This window comes from Mucilaginibacter celer (assembly GCF_003576455.2).
GTDB lineage: Bacteria > Bacteroidota > Bacteroidia > Sphingobacteriales > Sphingobacteriaceae > Mucilaginibacter > Mucilaginibacter celer.
On sequence record NZ_CP032869.1, the window covers coordinates 2,262,949 to 2,282,405 of the forward strand.

9 protein-coding genes are annotated in these 19,457 nt (G+C 46.2%); all 9 read right to left on the minus strand.

Annotation, left to right across the window (positions count from 1 at the left end):
* Positions 1 to 105: 105 nt before the first annotated feature.
* Positions 106 to 990, minus strand: coding sequence for an AraC family transcriptional regulator (locus HYN43_RS09010; protein WP_119411384.1), 885 nt, complete (start codon positions 988 to 990; stop codon positions 106 to 108).
* Positions 991 to 1,278: 288 nt separating this feature from the next.
* Positions 1,279 to 3,081 carry a RagB/SusD family nutrient uptake outer membrane protein gene (locus HYN43_RS09020; RefSeq protein WP_119411386.1) on the minus strand — a complete coding sequence of 601 codons (1,803 nt, stop codon included), beginning with the start codon at positions 3,079 to 3,081 and terminating at the stop codon, positions 1,279 to 1,281.
* Positions 3,082 to 3,095: 14 nt separating this feature from the next.
* Positions 3,096 to 6,437, minus strand: coding sequence for a SusC/RagA family TonB-linked outer membrane protein (locus HYN43_RS09025; protein WP_245447220.1), 3,342 nt, complete (start codon positions 6,435 to 6,437; stop codon positions 3,096 to 3,098).
* Positions 6,438 to 6,639: 202 nt separating this feature from the next.
* Positions 6,640 to 7,614 carry a FecR family protein gene (locus HYN43_RS09030; protein ID WP_162996394.1) on the minus strand — a complete coding sequence of 325 codons (975 nt, stop codon included), beginning with the start codon at positions 7,612 to 7,614 and terminating at the stop codon, positions 6,640 to 6,642.
* Positions 7,615 to 7,959: 345 nt separating this feature from the next.
* A complete protein-coding gene (locus HYN43_RS09035) occupies positions 7,960 to 8,532 on the minus strand; it encodes an RNA polymerase sigma-70 factor (RefSeq protein ID WP_119411389.1) in 573 nt (190 codons plus the stop codon).
* Positions 8,533 to 8,739: 207 nt separating this feature from the next.
* A complete protein-coding gene (locus HYN43_RS09040) occupies positions 8,740 to 9,441 on the minus strand; it encodes a fibronectin type III domain-containing protein (RefSeq protein ID WP_119411390.1) in 702 nt (233 codons plus the stop codon).
* Complete coding sequence (locus HYN43_RS09045; protein WP_119411391.1) at positions 9,438 to 16,526, minus strand: IPT/TIG domain-containing protein; 7,089 nt, start codon at positions 16,524 to 16,526, stop codon at positions 9,438 to 9,440. Before HYN43_RS09045 ends, HYN43_RS09040 begins: the two co-directional genes overlap by 4 nt.
* 286 nt (positions 16,527 to 16,812) lie before the next feature.
* On the minus strand, positions 16,813 to 17,859 hold the full coding sequence (locus HYN43_RS09050) for a DUF6807 domain-containing protein (RefSeq protein ID WP_119411392.1): 1,047 nt from the start codon (positions 17,857 to 17,859) through the stop codon (positions 16,813 to 16,815).
* A gap of 65 nt (positions 17,860 to 17,924) precedes the next feature.
* Positions 17,925 to 19,280: a Gfo/Idh/MocA family protein gene (locus HYN43_RS09055; protein WP_119411393.1), complete on the minus strand. Its 1,356-nt coding sequence runs from the start codon at positions 19,278 to 19,280 to the stop codon at positions 17,925 to 17,927.
* Positions 19,281 to 19,457: the final 177 nt, after the last annotated feature.

A 19,457-nucleotide genomic window follows, 5' to 3' on the forward strand; every position in this document is an offset into this window, starting at 1 on the left:
CAATGGTGAAATAGAAATGATATAGCGAGTGATATATCATTTCTATTCAAAATTCCTGGATTCAACTGCGACAATAACGTTTCCAGGCATGCAGGAAACACTCCCTCATGCAGCCGTAGTTTTATTACTCACATTAAACTGTTTCTGATAACTGAGCGGACTACTCCCGGTAACCGTTTTAAAGTTTTTATAAAAGCTGGCCAGGTTGTTAAAGCCGCTTTCAAAGCCGATGTATTTAATGTTGAGGTTGTTTTCTATCAACAGCTTACAGGCGTACTCAATTTTCAGTTCGATCACTATCTGCGAATACTTCTTTCCGGTGGCTGCTTTAAAATACCTGCAGAAGGCGTTGGGCGTCATACCGGCTATGCCGGCCACATCAACCAGTTGGATATTGTTTTTGAAGTTCTTAAGCAGGTAATCATAAATTACCGAAATGCGTTCGTTTACAAAGCGTGTGGTTTCTGGCTTATAGCTTACGGGCATCATATAGGATACCTCCGCTTTGGCAAATAAAAGCAATACCTGGAGTAAATAAAGGATTCTTTCGGTATTGATGGCGCCATGCAAGGCGTTGAATAGCTTGGCGGTTTCTGTTTTAAATTTGTTTCGGAGCAGGATGCCTTGTCCTGATGTTTGGATCACCGTTTTCAGCGCCCGGTTTTCGGGCAGGTTTAGAAAACTTTCGCCCCAGAATTTCTCACCGAAATGAACGACAACAAGGTCGATGATCCCGGCATCGTATTGCTCGAAATATTTATCCTCAAATTTCCAGTAATGGGGCACGTTCGAGCCGATCAGGATCATATCACCATCCTGAAAATTGATGATCTTATTACCGATATAAAGCCTGCCAGCCCCTTTTTCAATTTTAATCAGTTCAAGCTCGGGGTGACAGTGCCAGTAATTATTTACGTTGGGCATCTTATCACGGCGGCAACTGAATGAGTAAACCGGATCGGTTGAGAGTTTTAAAAACTTTGGTTTCATAGCTACGTCCTCCTCAATTAACACGGTTAATAAATACGTAACTACCTGGTTCCCTGGTTATCGATGCAAATGCCAGGAACATTAATATCTTTTTCATGTTGATTCTTTTAGTAATAGTTTGCAATAGTTTTTCTGAACTTTTAGGGTAAAGGCGTGGCCACCTCCGGCCGTTTTGGGCAGCCGGAACCTGCATTGCTTTTACCTTTGGGTAAACTGTTTTGTTAAAATGAACGCTTTAGGCCGATTTGGTCAGATCGGCTAATTGCTCACAGAAAAATGGGTTAATGATTACCAGCCGGGGTTTTGAACAAGCTGTTTATCATTATTTATATCTATTTGTGGTATAGGGAAAAAGTAGTTTCGTTTTTGAAATACCCGGTATTCAAAGGCCGTGCGCTGGTAAAACTCGGGCAGACGGGCGTTGATGTTTAAACCGTAGATGGGGCCGTTATCGGTTTCGGGGGCTATCATCCACCTGCGTACATCAAAATAGCGGTTATTTTCAAAAGCCAGCTCAACACGGCGCTCCTTGCGGATGGCCTCACGCATTTCGGTTTGGCTTGCCGGTACCGGGATGCCATCGCCATAGGTGGTAATGCCTGCCCGGCTGCGAATCAGGTTGAGGTATTTCAAAATATCGGGATTGCCGGGATTATATTCGTTAAGTGCTTCGGCATAATTAAGATAAATCTCGGCAAGTCTTAACATTACCCATGTCCGGCCACCAACTGTCCTGTCGCCCGTGGTGGTGTTTTTGCGTACAATGTAGCCGGTAGCCGAGTAATCATTACCGCCCGTTGCACGGCCCGAATTGCCATCAACATATAACCCGGTAATTAAGCCCGGTACGTTCGGATTGAGCCACCTGGCACCATTATAGGTGATACCTACATAAAACCGAGGCTCGCGGTTGGCCCATTGGTTATAAGTCATCCGTTGCTGATCGTCAAACGGGGCTTTAAACATCGATTCGCCGGTTGAAACGTAGCCTGATGCCGGGTCGTCAATCGGGCGGCCATTCGCCATAAAATAAGCGTCGACCATGTTTTGGGTAGCCCCTAACGAACTTGCCCCCCGCACCGCGTCCGGCGATCCCTGGTGGTACGGTGTAGTGTCGTATTGCCTGTCGGTAATGCTGGCCTCAATTCTGGCGTAAATCACTTCCGGGTTCCAGTCAACCAGGAAAACATCGCGGCAGGATAGGTAGGGACTGTAGTTTCCTTTAGTATCATTTTCACGGTACAGGTTATAAACCGATGGTACGTAGGCATCCATAAATGCCTTTGCAGCATCGGCGGCCAGTTTCCATTTATTGGCATCGTACTGGCCGGATATTAGTCGCTTCCCATCTTTATTAATCAGATCGCTAAATGCCGGGTTGCCATTAAACAACGGACTTGCCGCAAACAACAACACTTCCGATTTGATGGCCAGAACGTAACCGCTGGTTATCCGTCCGTATTCGTCGGCATCGGGTCGTGCGGGTAAATCTTTGGCCGCGTTATCAAGTTCGGCGGTAACGTAGCTTACGCATTCGTCAAACGAGCTGCGTGATAGCTGCATGCTGCTTAAAGGTTCATCGGGTGCTATAACATTATTCAGTAAAACTATCGGGCCGTATATGCGCATCAGGTTAAAATAGTATATGGCCCGCAGCGCCCTTGCTTCGGCCTTGCGTTTTACCTTTAATGCCGATGTCATATCGGTAACCTTGTCAATATTTAACAGGTACACGCTGGCATTCCTTATCCCCTGGTAAAAATTGCCCCAATAAGCAGCCACAAAATTGCTCGAAGCATCATAAGCACCGATATTGATGTTGTTGCTAACCATATATCCCCAGCAATATTCAGCCTCGTCGCTTGCGGCAATCCAGGGGCCCGCGTTTTTATCGGGGGCGCTGTGCGCATGTGCTTCATCGGGCATTTGCGAGTATACATTGGCCAAAAACTCTTCGGCGGTAGCTTTGCTTTGAAACGTTTTTTCGATGGTTAACTGATCGTCCGGAATCTCATTAAAATAGCCTTTGCCGCATGATAAGCTTAAACTTACCTGCAACAATACCAGTGCTATTTTTTTTATCGATTTCATTTGCCGGCTAAAATTTAATTAAACGCCGCTCTTAAGCCCAGGGCAAGGGTTTTAACATTAGGATACTGGGTACCGTTTATGGTTCCCTCTTCCGGGTCCCACAGTTTAAATTTACTGAAGGTTAGCAGGTTGTAACCTTCCAGGTAAACCGCAGCGCTTTTAAGTTTAAGTTTGCTGAGCAACAGTTTTGGCAGGTTATACCCAAAATTGAGTGTTTTAAGGCGGATAAAGCCCAGATCCTTAACCCACCAGCTGCTAACCACGGTGTTGTTTACGTTAGGGGCGTTGCCATAGGCAAGGCGCGGATAAAACGCGTCCTGGCGCGGGTTGGCTTCCGTCCACCGGTCGGTAATGTTGGCGTAGGCATTGCTGATGCCCCCGTTGGTTGAAAATGGCTGAATGGCTGTGCCGCCAAGATATTTGCGGATATTTTGGTTGCCAACAAAAAAAGCGCTCAGAAAAAAGTTCTGATAAGCTGAGTTAAAGCCCAGCCCCCAGATTAAGGGCGGCAAGCCGCCATCGGTTATGGCGGTGACATCATAGGCGTTTATCTTGCCGTCGTGGTTAAGATCGCGGTATTTGATATCGCCCGGCTTTATCAGCGTTTTATCAACCGGCACGGCGCTGTTATCAATTTCGCTTTGGCTGGTAAACAAGCCATCGGCAATATAACCATAGGTAGCAATGGGCGAGTGCCCCCTTTTATCCATCCACGGGTAGGGCGGGGGCTGATCATCATTGTTAACTATTTTAGGGTTGCTGTATGATAATGTGCCGTTAATTTGCGTTGTAAGCTTGCCCAGTTTAAACCGGCCCGACAGGGTTATATCAAAGCCTTTATTCCTTGTCGAACCCACATTGGCAAAAGGCTGTGTGGTAAGGCCCGCGAAGAGAGGGATGGAGGTACGTTGCATAATTACCTTATCGCGGTACTCCTTAAAAAAATCGACCGATAAATTGAGCTGGTTTAACAGTTCGATATCCATACCCAGGTTTTGTTTGTGCGATGTAGCCCAGCTGCTGTTGGTACCATAAGTATCTACCGAAATGCCCGCAAGCCCCTCGCGGTTAAGCCCAAAGGTGTAGCCGCTGCTTCCCTCGCGCAAAATAGTTAAATAGGCAAACCTTGGCCCAGCCGTATCATCGCTGCCCACATAACCGTCGGAATAGCGGATTTTCAGCATCGAAACCGTTTTTTTTAAGTTTGAGAAAAAGCTCTCTTCCGAGATCATCCATCCTGCGCCGTAAGCGGGGAAAAATCCATAGCGGTTACCGGGGGCAAAGTTATTGGAGCCATTGTAGCCTACGTTTACTTCGGCAAAGTACCTGTTGTTATACGCGTAAGTAATCCTGCCCGCTAAACCCCTGCGGCGCTGAGGGATGTAATCGCCAAAGGCACTTGCCGGGTATACGCCCGCCGAACGCTGGTTAAACAAGACCAGGGCACCGAAACGGCTTTTGCCAAAGGTATTATCATAGTTTAACGATGCCTCGGCGTAGCTGTTGCGATAACCGCTGTTTACCGAATTAAAACTTAGCGCATCGCCTGTGCCGGTTGATGTTTTTACCAGGTTTAGGGAGCCATCGGCATTGTACGGGTTTTGCTGATCGGGGTGCCAGGTATCCGGGTTTTTGTACCGGTTGATGGATGTGGCGCTGTTAACGTCATAAGCATACATGGCCGATAGGTTCAAGCCTTGGGTCAACACTCCTAAATCCTGGGTAAACCTTACCTGCGCGTTGGTTTGGCTGTCGTTTTCAACCGAGTAGCCGCTTTGGGTTAATTGCCCGTAGGGGTTAGGTTCGCTGCCGTTGGCTGTGCGACCGGGTACAAAGCCGCCCGGATATTCGGCCGGGAACTCGGTTGGCGGCACCGTCATGGCATATCCAAAAATAGCTGCCGGTGTTTGTGAAGGGTAGTTGCCCTTGTTGGCATAACCATTAATGCTAACCGCTATGCGGCTTGTTTGGGTGGCCTGAAAATCAAAATTGCCTACAAAGTTGTACCGCTTATAATCAATACCCGAGTTATACCCGGTACGCATATCGTTTTTAAGCAGCCCCGTCTGGTTAAGATAGCTGGCCGAAATATAATACCCCATACTGGCCGAACCGCCACTGATGTTGACGTTGCCCTTGCGGTTATGGCTGGTTTTGTTAAACAAAACATCAAGCCAGTTTACGTTGGGGTAAAGCAGCGGGTCTGTACCGCTTTGGGTATTGGCTATGTAGGTGGCCGCATATTTCGGTGCCTGCGCGCGGGTGGTAAGCGCTTCGTTTACGGCATTCATATAGGTAATGCCATCGGCCATAGCCGGGGTGCGGGTAAATTTGCTCAGGCCCTCATAATAATCGGCATTGATGCGGGTGTTGCCTGGTTTGCCGCGTTTGGTTTGTACTAAAACCACGCCGTTGGCACCTATTACGCCGTATACCGCCGTTGCCGAGGCATCTTTTAAAATAGTGATGGATTGAACATCATCAATATTCAGCATATCAATGCCCCTTTCAACACCATCAACCATAGTTAAAGGCGAAATATTGCTGCTGGATATAAAGCTGGAAAGCCCGCGGATGTAAAAACTCGAGGCATCTTTGCCCGGTTCGCCGGATAGTTGCAGGCCCACAATGCCCGAAACCCTGCCGGCAAGTAAACCGGTAAAACTGGCAACCGGTTGTTGTTTCAAGTCATCAATATCGGCGGTTGATTGCGCGCCTATCAGGCTTATTTTACGCTGTGTGCCGTAGGCTACCACGGCCACTTCGTTTAGTTTGCTTTGCTGTGTATCGGCTTCAAGCTTAACGTTGAGTGTAAGGTTTTGCCCGGCCTTTTCCTGCCGGGGTTTAAAACCCACGTAGGTGAATGTTAGTAAGTCGTCGTCATGTTCCACCGCTATCTGGTAACTGCCATTACCATCGGTAACCACACCTTTGCCCGATGCTGTTATTTTAACGCCGGCACCGGCAAGCGGCTGTTCCTGATCGTTAAATACAAAGCCGGTTAAAAGCCTGGTTGGTTTTACGGCAGGTTTCTTTTTATCAAAGTAGATGAAAATCTCGTCGCCCAAAGCCTCATAGTTATAGGGGGTGCTTAGTAAAAGTTTATCCAACAGTATGTTAAGCGACTGGTTATTAACAGCAGCCGAAACCTTAACCGTACTATTCGCTACCGAGCCGTTATAGGTAAATTTTACGCCTGTTGCTTTGGATATGCCATCCAGGGCCTTGCCCAACCGCTCGTTTTTAAAGCTGATGGTAAGGTGCTTTTTCAGCACTTCCTGGCTGCTGGCATCGCCTGCAATAATGGTAAAACTCAAACACCACAATAGCGCTAAAACCAGTGTGCTGATTTTCATAAAATGGATAAACTTAAGCACCCGTTGGCCGGGGACTATATTTTTCATATATTCACTTCAATAAAATGTTTAAAAATTAGCGTATACTTCTGGCGACCAAACCTTTGGAGTATACCGCTATCATGAATTCGACATTTTTTGATTTCGGTGGTGGCCCTCTGAGGGTCACCTTGCCGGAGTTTATCTTATCTGTAAATTTTTATCAGTTACAACCTCCTCCTTTTATCATGTAAATGTTAGGCTCGTTAATTACCTGGGCGTTTACAATTTTCCCCAGCTTTACTACAAACTGGTTCACGCTTTCGCCGGTTTTCAACCTGCCGTAAAACAGGCAGTCTTTAACACCTCCCTCTACCTTAATATTGGTGTTAAAATTCCTGTTAACGTCTTCTATCACATCGGCCACGCGTATGTTTTTGTACTCGTAATAGCCATCGCGCCTTGCGGCGATGCTTTCGGCATCGGGTATGTTTTCTGTTTTGATCGCGCCTGTTTCGCGTGTATAAACAATTCTTTGTCCGGGAGTTAATTGCTGTTTAGCCGCGCCTGCCTCAAAGGCCACTTTGCCGGTTAGTAATGATACCGTAAGGTTGTGGTAAGTGTTGATATTGAAGGTGGTACCAAGCACTTTTACACTGGTATTGCCGGTGTGCACAATAAAGGGGTGGTGTTTGTCTTTAGCGATATCGAAAAAGGCCTCACCGCTAAAGTCAATCTCGCGGGTATCACCCGAAAATGCTACCGGGTATTTTACACTGGCTTCCGGTCCCAGCCAAATTACTGAACCATCAGCAAGCGTAAGTTTTTTATGCTCGCCGCGCGCGGTTTTAATTACACTATAGCTTAGGTTATCTGCATTATTATTGCCGCTGTTTTTCGAAATGAAAAACGCCGCCGCGCCAATCATAATCAAAACTGCTGCTGCAACGCTATACCAAACAGGCTTGTTGCGGCCTATGCGAGGTACCGGACGAGCGTCACCGGCAAGTTGCGGAAAAAGGTTGTTTAAAAGCCTTGCTTTCGCTTCGTTTTCTTTGCTAACGTTTTCATAAGGTGATAGCAAATCTTCGCTTGCTTCATCCCGGCGATACCATTGCAGCAACTCGTCCTGTTCGGCTGCTGTGGCGGTACCGTCCATGTATTTTTTTATCAGCTCGTTCAGTTTAGCGCTTTCCATTTTCTGTGTAATTATATGGAAGTACTTAAACCGCCGGTTTACCCTTAGTGTAAAATGAAAAAAATAAAAATTTGTTAACGCCCGGTTTATTTTGAAAATATCTGATAGGTTGTTTGAATGTATATAAAAGTCGTCATTGCGAGGCACGAAGCAATCCCCGAGAGGCGAGGAGGCTATGCAAATCCGCCCTGTAAAGTCGGGGATTGCTTCGTGCCTCGCAATGACGTGTGGGATAAAGCGGTTGTATTCAATCGTTTTTAGCTGCTTCTGAGAAAACCCCTTGGTAGAATCTGGATTATCTGAGAAAACTCCTTGGTGGAATCTGGATTATTTAAAACTAAAGATTTAAAGCAGCTTCAGCAATATCGTCAGCAAAAATAAGAAACCTTTTAAGTTAAGCCGCAAAGTTTTCAGGGCTTTGGTGAGATGAGCCTCCACTGTTTTTTCGGCAATAGACATTTCCTGGGCGATATCTTTTGCCGACATGCCTTTGTGGCGGCTGTGTTTATAAATCAGGCGGCATTTTTCGGGTAATTCTTCAACTATGCCGTTAATGTACTCTTCCAAAAATTTGGCGTGCACAATTTCGTCGGTAAGGGGAGCAGCCTGGTGTGGGAGTTCGCCTAACACTTTGGTTTGGCGGTTTTTATTATACTGATGCTTGAACACCGAGAATTTAACAGCCGTTGCCAGGTATGCCTTTAACGAATCGATCCGGATTATATCCCGCCTTGTCCAAACGCTTAAAAAAATGTCTTGCACAATTTCTTCGGCCGCAAATTTTTCTTTGGTATGGCTATAGGCCATTGCGATGAGCTTGCTCCAATACCGGTTATAAATTTCACTAAAGGCGAGGGTATCCTGCTCAACCAAAAGTTGCAGTAATTCCTCGTCGGATAGTTTATTATAACTGATCATTAAATAGGGCGTTATTGATCTCCCTAAATTACGAAGTTTAACACTAAATATCTGTTTTGTTAAAAATAATTTAATAGCCGGTTGTAGTTTGATCAGTTTTTGTATTCAGGATATTATGTTGATTTACGGGATCTTCCAAAATTTAAAACCAAATAAAACCCCATCAGGGCAATATGCCTGATGGGGTTTTACAAACATTAACTAATGCTACTTTGTAGTAAACTTATAAATTCCCGAATCTGAAGTATTTCCTTTCGAATCGGTAGTTATTACCTTCCAGTAATAGGTTTTCCCGGCCACCACGGCTACGTCCTTCAGTATATTTTCTGAGGCTTTGTTTTTTAGTAAAGCCGGTGAAGACGAATCGCCGAAATAAATATCGTACAAAATAGTGTCATTATCCGCATCCGAACCATTCCACGATAGATCCATTTTACCGTTAGTAACAGTTACCGTCTGGTTCATTACCGGGGCAACAATCTCGGCCGGAAAAGGTGCATAATTAACTGTTGCAGGCCCCGAATTATAAAACTTCCATGTATCACTTTTGCTGGTTGCTGCCGCTGCCGATTTTGCCGAAACCGTCCATGAGTAGGGCGTATTTCTTTTTAAAATAGCGTTAACCTGGGTAGCGGCTGTACTTAAAGAAGCACTGGTACCGTCATCAAGATTTTTAATGGTCACATCATAACCGGTAGCATTGTCGGCTGCGCTCCACTTAAGCGTTACCGTGCTTTGCGTTGCTGATATAACGGTGCCCTGCGTACACACTTCATTACTTGCAGGCGCAATGAGCGTTGGCTTACCCGGGCCGGCCGGCGGCGGAGGAGGAGCCGGATTATCGGTTTTATGTGATCCGCAGGCAGATAAAATGGCTATACTGAAAAAGAAGAATATTACTTTTCTCATTGTTTGATGATTTTATAAACTGAATTGATACCGTCAATGGTTAAGTTAAGAGAATAAATACCTCTGCCAAGGCTTGAAACATCGATGCTAAGCACTCCCGATTGATTGAAATAATCTTTTGTAAGCTTAAGCGCACCGCTGTTTATTTCATAAATCCTTATGGTAGCCTTTGCAGCTACGTTTTGCCCGATATTAACATTTATGGTGTTTTGGAACGGATTAGGGTATGGAATAATCCCTGCTACGTTGATAACCTGATCTATAACACCCTGGCAAAGCTTATCGGTGCTTACCGATAAACTGTTGCTGCCGGTATTAAGCGGCAATGTTATACTGCTTTGTGTTGTTTGATAGTTAACCCCGTTTAGCCTGATGTTATAGGCAGCACCGCCGTCAAGGGTAATGTTCACTACTTTATTAAGTTTGTTTACAGTTGTATAAACCGAAAGATCTTTAGGTTCGGTAATAACCAGGTCAAAACACTGCTTGTTTTCGGGCAGTGCGGCGTTGGTTACACATACATTGTATGTTCCGGGCAATAAGTTGCTGATACTTGTAGCGGTTGTAAAAGTATAGTTCTTGTTTATCCCGTTGCCGGTAATCACGGCTGTATAATTTGCAGTTTGCTCTGCCGTTATACTTACTGATCCATTATTCTGGCCCTTGCAGGTTACACTATTGGCGGCTACTTTTAAGTTATTTGCAGCCTGGGTAATCATTAACTTACCGGCGCCATAAACAAACGTGTAATTATCAGAAAGGCCTCCGCTGACTGTAAGATCATAAATCCCCGCAGGCGATTGCGTTGTGGCGGTAGCGCCTACAATTGGTGCCTTTGTAAGATTACTTTCATTTTCGCCGTTTACAAAGCCATCGTAGCTGGCCGTTAAATCAGGGTTAGCTTTTCCAAATACCCGTGTTTGGTCGAGAGCTTTTACCTGTAAAGTTTTTTTACTGATAGTAAGCACGCGTTTCACATCGGCAGCAGCGTTATTCAGCAGGTCGCCTGCCTGCGATGCGGTAATGGTAACCGTCCCCGCTTTAAGGATATGTATTTTACCATCGGTTACAGAGGCTATACTGTTGTTATCTACGCTGTAGGTAACCGGTATGGTGTTATTGCTGCTTGTGGCGGCTAATGCAAAATCAGCATCGCCATAAGTGTGCGTTGCCAAAGCATCGAAGGTAATAACCTGGTTTATTTTAACGGTAACTGCGGGTAGGGTTGCTGTACCGCCTGCGGTGGTCACAGCCAAATCTCCACTTACACCGGCAAAGGTGGCTGTTATCTTGGTATCCGAATCTACGGTGTAAGATAGTGCGGCAAGTCCGCCAATGGTTACACCTGTGGCAGTTGTAAAGTTGCTGCCGGTTATCACCAGTTTGCCATTACCGTTTGGCGATGCCTCGGCTTTTGTTATTACCGGCGGTAACACAAACTTAAAGCCCGCGAACGTGGCGGTACCATTCGGGGTTTGAACTGATATTGCACCTGTTTCGCCCTCACCAACGATAGCGGCAATGCTTTCCGGCGACTCGACAGTGAATGATTTTGCTGCTTTGCTGCCAAAGTTCACTACGGTTGCTCCGCTAAAGTTTTTGCCGGTAATGGTTACTTTGGTGCCGGTGGTGGCTGCCAATGGGGTTACTGCGGTAATTTGTGTTTCAGTAACCGGGCCGTTGTGGTATATTGTAAGTTGGTTTTTGCTACCAATAACAAACACTATCAAGTCCATTCTCCCATCGCCATCCATATCATTTAAGGTGATTTTTTCGCTTAAATCATAGATATTTATGAGCCGCGCAGGTGTGGCCATTGATATATTACCTTTAACGGACTGGTTACGGGCATAATAAACCCCATCATAAGACAACCCGAGTAAATCCATTTTTCCATCGCCATCCATGTCTCCAACTTCCGTATAACCCACCATCGAAGCATTTGAGAATGCCTTGGGAGGTTCGAGCGAATGACCATTGATGATACCATTTTCCGAAACATTTCTGGATACAAGGAACTGTTCGGAAAAAATATCATTCTCCGCCAAATCAGCTTTACCGTCCCCGTCAAAATCGGCGATCGCCGTATACCAAGCGGTGTAGTTGTATACCGGACCGGTAATATAATTAACTGAGAAATCATTGCTCGACAAATCGCCAGGCAACGAATTGTTTTCATACAAATATATCCCGGCCGATGAGCAGCCATAAATAGGATCCGGCTTATTGTCGCCGTCGATATCAGTAATAGCTAACGAAATATTAGTGCCCGATGACGATTCGGTAAGCCGCATTTTTGGCCCAAATGATACGTTTGAACCATTGGTAGTATTGGGATAATAATAAAAATCGAACGCGCTATCATACATGATCAGATCCGGTCGCCCGTCTCCGTTCATATCCCTGAGCTCCATTTTATCGTAATTGCCATCCAAATCTTCCAATACTTTTTCTTCAAACGAGACATTACCATTTGTCGAAGTATTATGCATGAAAACAATGATTCCGCTGCTAAATAAAATATCTTTTTTACCATCCCCATCTACATCACCTATAACCTTACTGTTAACGTGTCGGGACGTGGGAATTAGTAATTTTTGAGTAAACGAGGATTTAGATAATAAAGGATCAGGACCATGCTTCAATATATACAGTGAGTCGCCGCTGTTCACCAGGAAATCGGGGGTTCCGTCGCCATCAAAATCGTCGATATCAAAACCTCCGTTAATTTTCACCACAAATTTATTTGAAAAACTGGTGGCACCCTTATCGCTGGTTACGATAAACTGAAGGTTTGAACTCGCAGATAATTTTTTATCAGTATTTGTTACTGTAATTAATTTATTGGCACCGGCAGGTACAATCACTTCCAGGTGATTTTTGGCTGCACTTTTAACCTGGGCTTTTACGGGGCCAAAGTAAACCACGTTTTTATCGGCCACAGGATTAAAATTATCGCCTTTGATAGTTACAGTGGTGCCGATAGGGCCGAAAGCAGGCGAAAAAGACGTTATCACCGGAGGATCAATAAACAAAAAGCCTCTTTTTGTACCAATACCGCCTGCCGCCTTAACAGTAATAGCACCGGTTGCTCCTGCTCCAGGCGTAGCAGTAATACTTGTTGAGGATAAAACTTTAAATGATTTTGCAGCAACGCCACCAAAGGACACTTCGGTAACATCAGTAAAGTTGCTGCCTGTAACAGTTACAAGAGCACTTGAACCGTCGCCGGTTTTTGTGAACGAAGTGATTACAGGTGCAGGTATAAAAATAAAGCCCGGTAATGTTGCGGTGCCACCGGGGGTTATTACCGTAATATCGCCCGATTCGCCGTTTATAGGTTTTGCTGTTATTACGGTTGGCGAAACAACGGTAAAATCAGCAAACGACGATCCAAATTTAACCTGCGATACACCTGTAAAGTTGCTGCCGTTAATAGTTACCGTCGTTTCTGCATTAGCTTTCATCGGGCTTGCCGAAGTTATAGCAGGAGCGGGGTACCAGGTGAAGCCGTTAAATTCTGCCGTACCTGCTATGGTCTTAAGGGATATTTTACCCGTAGCTCCGGCACCAGCCTTAACAGTAACCTGGTAATTTCCAACGCTTACTATGATTGCCGGTATTCCACCGATAGTCACTTCCGAAGTGGTTAAAAGGTTAATACCGCTGATGGTTACCGGCGTGCCCATGCCTCCTTCTGTTGGCGAGAATGAGTAAATAAAAGGAGGGGGCAAATAAGTAAATCCGCCTATTGAGGCATCACCCAACGGACTGCCCACAGTAACGTCGCCGGTTTCGCCGGTGGCTACAACAGCAAGAATTTTTGTTGGCGATATAATAGAAAATGATGCAGCATTGGCCGATCCGAATCGTACTGATTGTACAACATCCAGGTTGGTGCCGGTTATTGTAACCGTTTGACCAGCCGCCGCCAAAACAGGACTGATAGCCGTAATTACAGGCGAAGTGTAACTAAAGCCGCTCATGGTGGCTGTACCACCAACGGTTGTAACTGATACATCGCCGCTTGCACCATTGCCCACGTTAGCGGTTATTGAAGTTGCCGAAAGTGCATAAAAATACCGGGCCGGCTGTCCGCCAAATTTAACCGAGGTAACGCCGATAAAGTTTTCGCCTGTGATGGTGACCGTGCCGCCGTTTTTTTGCGATGAAGGCGTGAACGAGCTGATAGTTGGCTTTTGTACCCAGGTAAAGCCGGGTGCGCTATCAGTGCCTTTGGGGGTAGTAACAACAACATTACCCGATGTGGTGGCTGTAGCAGGTATTGCGGTAATGGTAGTTGCAGATACAACAGTAAACGATATTGCCGGAACGCCACCAAAACTTACACCCGTAGCTTCGCCAAAATTACTGCCGGTAATAGTTACCGGTGTTGTTGCCAGGGGCCCCGAATAGGTTGGATTGAACGCCTGGATAAACGGGCCGGGATGTTTAAAACCGGCAAGCGATGCACTTCCCTTAGATGTTTTTACTGTCACATTTCCAGATTTTCCGGCGCCTACTACTGCACTGATCTCGGTGGGCGAGGTTATAGTAAACGACGTGGCCGGTACACCACCAAAATCTACCGAGGTTGCTCCCGTAAAATTAATCCCTTTAATAACTACCGTTTCACCCGAACCGGCGTTATCCGGCGAAAACGAGGTAATTGATGGTCCGCTATGTGTAAATCCGGGTAGGCTTGCGCTTCCTCCTTCAGATGCTATCCGTACATCGCCGCTGGCACCGCTGCCAACAGTTGCTTCGATAGTGGTTGACGACAATACATTGAAAGCCGCGCTTACTCCGCCAAAGGAAACGTTATCCACTTCGGTTAAATTAGTTCCGGTAATGGTTACCTTATCTCCGGCTCCTCCGCTTTGCGGCGTAAATGAGGTAATTTGCGGAGCCGGTACAAAAATGAAGCCCGGTAAACTGGCTGTTCCGCCTTTTGTAGTTACGGTAACGTTGCCCGAGGTAGCGCCTGCGCCAACCATGGCAACTATCCACTCGTTGTAATTAGAACTTATTGCAGCCGCTACGCCGCCTATGGTAACCTGGGCGGAGCCAAGATTTGATCCATAAATATAAATAGATGAATTATTACCGCCTTTTGAAGGGGATATGGAGGTGATAACCGGCGGTGGGATAAAATTAAAATCATTATAAGTTGATGATCCGCCCGGGGTGGTTACCGTAACGCCGTTGGATGAACCGGCGGCAACAACTGCAGAGATTGTGGTTGGCGAGACAACTGTATAAGAAGTTGCCGCCACACTGCCGAACTTAACCGATGTGGCATTGCTGAAATTACTGCCTGTAATGGTTACCGTGTTGCCGGCAGCAGCAAACGAAGGAGATACAGATGATATAACAGGCGCACTGATATAAGTAAAGCCCGGAAGGCTTCCTGTACCGCTTGGTGCGGTAACCGAAACCGCTCCGGACGAGCCTTCGGTCGCAACTGCCTCGATCGTAGTTGGTGAAGTAACCTTAAATGTAGCGTTAGTACCGCCAAATGTTACTCTTGTAGCATCTGAAAAACCTGTACCTGTTATAGTGATTACTGCCCCTTTCCAGCCCGTAGTTGGCGAAAACGATGATATCGCCGGTGGGGGGATAAGTGTAAACCCCGAAATGCGGGATGTCCCTTTTGCCGTTGTTAACGTAATATCGCCGGAGGTGGTTCCTTCGGGTACATAAGCCGTTACGCTTGTGGGGGATATATTGGTAAAACCCGCTGGTTTACCGCCTATTGTTACAGCCGTTGTTGCCGATAGGTAACTACCGGTGATGTTTATTGCCATACCCGGATAACCGGCAGCGGGGCTAAATGAGCTGATAACCGGCGGATCGGGAGGTAAAACAACCTCCAGCGTGATGAGAAACGCACCAACACCCGATTGGTTGGCCGCCGATATTTTATACCTGTTTTTTAACGTAAGCCATGTTGGCGTGCCGGTTATTGTGCCATCGGGGCCCAATACCAAGCCGGCGGGCAATGAAGGGGCAACGTGATAGCCTGCGGTTGATATTTTATAAAAGCCGGTGTTAATGCTGCCGTTAGAGCCAAAAACGATCAAATCATCATTTTCATCAGCTATCATCATGTGCGTTAGGGGAGGAGGATATATATCGCCCTTATCATCATAATAAGGTGTAGGCAAGGTTGTAACCTGTCCGGCCGGATTAATTCTTCGCAGCGAGCCTTCTTTTTCGCCAACAGTAATATATCCTTTCGAATCTATGATGATGCTTTCAGGCAGATTAAATGAGGCGTTTGCGCCCGAACCGTCGGCACTGCCGGCCCTGGTAGTACCTGCAAGGGTTGTAACCTGTCCGGCAGGGGTTATTTTCCTGATCATATTATTCGCAAAATCAGCAACGTAAATGTTCCCCGATTTATCTATCGCCAAACCTTTGGGATTATTGAAAGATGCGTTGGTGCCCAACCCGTCGGCTGCCCCGGTTCCTATTTTCCCGGCAAATACTGATGTTTTGCCATCTTTGGCAATTTTCATTATCCTGCCGGTGGGCTCAGAAACATAAATTATACCGTTTGGATCTATAACAATATCACTGGGTGCTATTAATTTTTGCGCATAGGTGCTAACCACACCATCGGGAGTGATCTTTCGTACCCGCGAGTTCTCCCCATCGCGCATGTTCAGATCCGTTACGTATAAATTGCCGTCTTTGTCGATAGTTATACCTCCGGTTTCGCCAAAAAAAGCTGCTGCTCCTTTGCCGTCGGCATAGCCATAGTTGCCGCTGTTGCCGGCCAGTTTGGTATAGCTGCCATCGGGTTTTATGTGGAGGATGGATCCGTATGATGAGGCATAGTAATCGCCCGAGGGCGCTTTAACAAAGTACTGAACCCCGCCAATACATTTATTTACCTGGATTACCTGCGGATAATATACATTTGGTACCGCACCGCCGGTGTTGGTTACAGAAATAGGGGTGATGGTTTTGCCGAGGTAAAGCGTTTGTACGGCCGGATAGCTGATAACCGGCTTTTGCGCAAACAGCTTAGCCGAAAACAACAGCGTTAAAATAAACGCGGATAACAGTGATTTATACATGGAATTGTGAAAAAGTTAAGGTTGAGTACAATGTTACTTAAACATTGGTAACGGGCGCATTTATAATATTTTGTGTGATAAAGATTTAATTATTTAGCGTAAATATACTGTTAGCGCCGCAAATTAACGCAAAATATGAGAACAAAAATAAGCCGATTGTTTTAACTAAATCGATATCTGCCCGTTAATTAAAGATTAGTTGCCTGCAACAACTCATGGCACCGTAAAATAAAAAGCCCTCTTTTAACCTACAGTAAAAGAGGGCCTCAAGGTAGTTGTATTCTTGCTATTTAGTTTTTCCGAAGATCGCTGCTTCATTGTTTAAAGCTTCGGTACTACTGGTTCCCTTTCCGCTATGCACCACAATTCTGTACCTGAACGTAACCGATTCTCCTTTTTTTAGCCTAAGGTTTTTCTCTGATTTACCATTCGTAAACACCTTTTCACCCAGCGGATTGGCCGCAAACAAACCGTAGCCACGGGCATGCCAAAAGGTAGGATAATTAGGGTTTTGAGGATGATCGATAATAGTAATGCTTACCGAGTCGGTCCCCATTTTGCCGTATACCTTGCACCATACGCTGCGGGTACTCCAGGCATCGTTACCCATTTTGCCTGCACTTGTGAGGTAGGTGCCGTTGGCTACCTTATCGGCACCGCCTTTCACCACGGTTACATTGCCCTTATCATCAGTAAATTTCTGATCGGCAGTATCTGGGATTTGCAGATCATGAGCCAGGCGCAGGCCAAGCATGCCGTCTTTGGCATCTTTAAAAAATGCGTCGGTATCGGCGGTTAAGGTAGTGATGCGGTCAATGATCCTGTCTGCAGCAGTGCCGCTGAACTCAAAGCGGGTGCTCTCTTCTAATATCACCTGTTTTTGCTGGTTGGTCCAGTTGGCATGATAAGCGAGGATACCTTTTTTGCCGCTTTGTATTTTTGTAATGCGGTCGGTACGGATCCAGCCATAGCCGCTTTTTTTATTGGCGGGGATGGCATACGAGTTATTCCAGAAATCGAGCCCGTTCAGGTTTTCGAAATTGAACCATAAACCGATGTGGTGAGGATGATCAGTAGGATCGCCGGGGCGTGTTGTCAGCGGAAAGCCGCGTGTTACCAATGTGCCATTTGCCGAGCGGATAGGGTAGAGCACAGGCTTTTCCAGTGTATCGGGATAAAGGAAGCTGGTAAATGGCTTGCCGCCTATTACAATTTCAATTTTACTTTTTTCAGTTTGCCTGATGGATACTGTCTCCGCCTTTTGCGCCCGGGCAGTAACCGCGACAGTCATGCTTAAAGCAAAAGCAAGAACAGGTTTGCTTGATATTTTCATTGGTGATGCAAGGTTAAACCCGATCGGGTTATCAGAAACAACCCGATCCGGGAAAGAGCGCAGAATTAATATTTAAATACTTTGCCGTTAGCCATTACCTCCTGTGTAGCCTCATCAAAAGTGGCTTTATAACCGGTATGTACGGCGGCATTGGTCATGATATTGGCAATAGAGTGGCTGTAGCCTGCCTCAACCGGGGCATTGGGTTCTTTACGGCTCCGCACACATTCCATCCAGTTGCGTACGTGGTTGGAGGTAAGCACATCGCCGCCGGTATTGGCCGAGGCTACTACCTTTTCGGTATTGGCCAGGCTAAGCTCGGGCAGCAGGTTGGCGTTCATGTGCATGGCATCGGCCATTTTTTGGGTAAGCCCGCCTTCGGGCGATACTTTGTTGGTGTTGAGGTTAAGTTCGCCACCGTTAGAGTAATAGATCTCGGCAGGGTGTTCATCCCCGTTGTGCATGCGCGAGCCGAAAGTAACCTGGAAACCTGTTTTAGGGTCATCAAGCGGGCCGTAATCAAATGCTGCCAAAATGGTATCCCAGTTACGCCTGCCGTCCTTCCACATATAAATGCCTCCGTTGGCAACCACGCTGCGCGGATGTTTTAAACCGGTAAACCAGTGTACGGTATCAATCTGGTGGCTCATCCATTGCCCCGGCAAACCCGACGAATAAGGCCAGAATAAACGGTATTCAAGATATTTACGTGGGTCAAAAGCCTCATACGGGCGGTTCATGATAAAGCGTTTCCAATCGGTATCCTGTTCTTTAAGCTGGCTCAGCAACTCTGGTCTACGCCAGCGGCCCGGCTGGTTCACGTTCCAGGTAAGCTCAACCATGGTTATGGGGCCAAATTTGCCCGAGCGGATAAACTCATTAGCGGCATGATAATTGGCCCCGCTGCGCCGTTGCGAACCAATCTGCACTATTTTACCCGATTCTTTAACCGCTTTCAAAGCGGCGCGGTTATCTTCCATGGTCTCGGCAAAGGGTTTTTCAACGTAGGCGTCGCATCCGGCCTTAACGGCTTCTATTGCATGGCGCGCGTGCTGGAAATCGGCGGTACTGATAAAAACCGCGTCAACCGTTTTACTATCGTACAATTCTTCGTTATTGCGATAGGCTTTTACGTCGTGCTGCATTTTATCCGTCCACAGGGCGGCTCCTTCTTCACGGCGTTTGCTCCATATATCGGATACAGCCACCACATCAAAATTAAGTTCCTTATAGTGGTTCATAAAGCTGGGTACATGCGAGCTTTTATGGCGATCTGAAAAGCCCACCACACCAACCCGCACCCTGTCGTTAGCGCCGATAATGCGTTTATAACTTTGGGCACTCCAACCTTTTGAAGTAACAATAACCCCGGCTCCGGCCAAAGCGGCCTGCCTGATAAATGTGCGACGTGATTTTTCCATACGGTAGATTTTTGGTTTGCAGGTTTTGATATAGCTCTAATGGCAAAGACTAAGCCCACCCGCTATTTTGCTTATTATTAAAGGTAAATTGGTTTAACCGATGCGTTTACACACATCTAAATCAAATATCGAAGAATTGGATTGAAAAGCAATAGCGTTTTTAACTGTTAATGTAAC

Coding starts and splice junctions, on each gene's coding strand:
- HYN43_RS09010 (WP_119411384.1), bottom strand. CDS start 990: ATGAAACCAAAGTTTTTAAAACTCTCAACCGATCCGGTTTACTCATTC.
- HYN43_RS09020 (WP_119411386.1), bottom strand. CDS start 3,081: ATGAAATCGATAAAAAAAATAGCACTGGTATTGTTGCAGGTAAGTTTA.
- HYN43_RS09025 (WP_245447220.1), bottom strand. CDS start 6,437: ATGAAAATCAGCACACTGGTTTTAGCGCTATTGTGGTGTTTGAGTTTT.
- HYN43_RS09030 (WP_162996394.1), bottom strand. CDS start 7,614: ATGGAAAGCGCTAAACTGAACGAGCTGATAAAAAAATACATGGACGGT.
- HYN43_RS09035 (WP_119411389.1), bottom strand. CDS start 8,532: ATGATCAGTTATAATAAACTATCCGACGAGGAATTACTGCAACTTTTG.
- HYN43_RS09040 (WP_119411390.1), bottom strand. CDS start 9,441: ATGAGAAAAGTAATATTCTTCTTTTTCAGTATAGCCATTTTATCTGCC.
- HYN43_RS09045 (WP_119411391.1), bottom strand. CDS start 16,526: ATGTATAAATCACTGTTATCCGCGTTTATTTTAACGCTGTTGTTTTCG.
- HYN43_RS09050 (WP_119411392.1), bottom strand. CDS start 17,859: ATGAAAATATCAAGCAAACCTGTTCTTGCTTTTGCTTTAAGCATGACT.
- HYN43_RS09055 (WP_119411393.1), bottom strand. CDS start 19,280: ATGGAAAAATCACGTCGCACATTTATCAGGCAGGCCGCTTTGGCCGGA.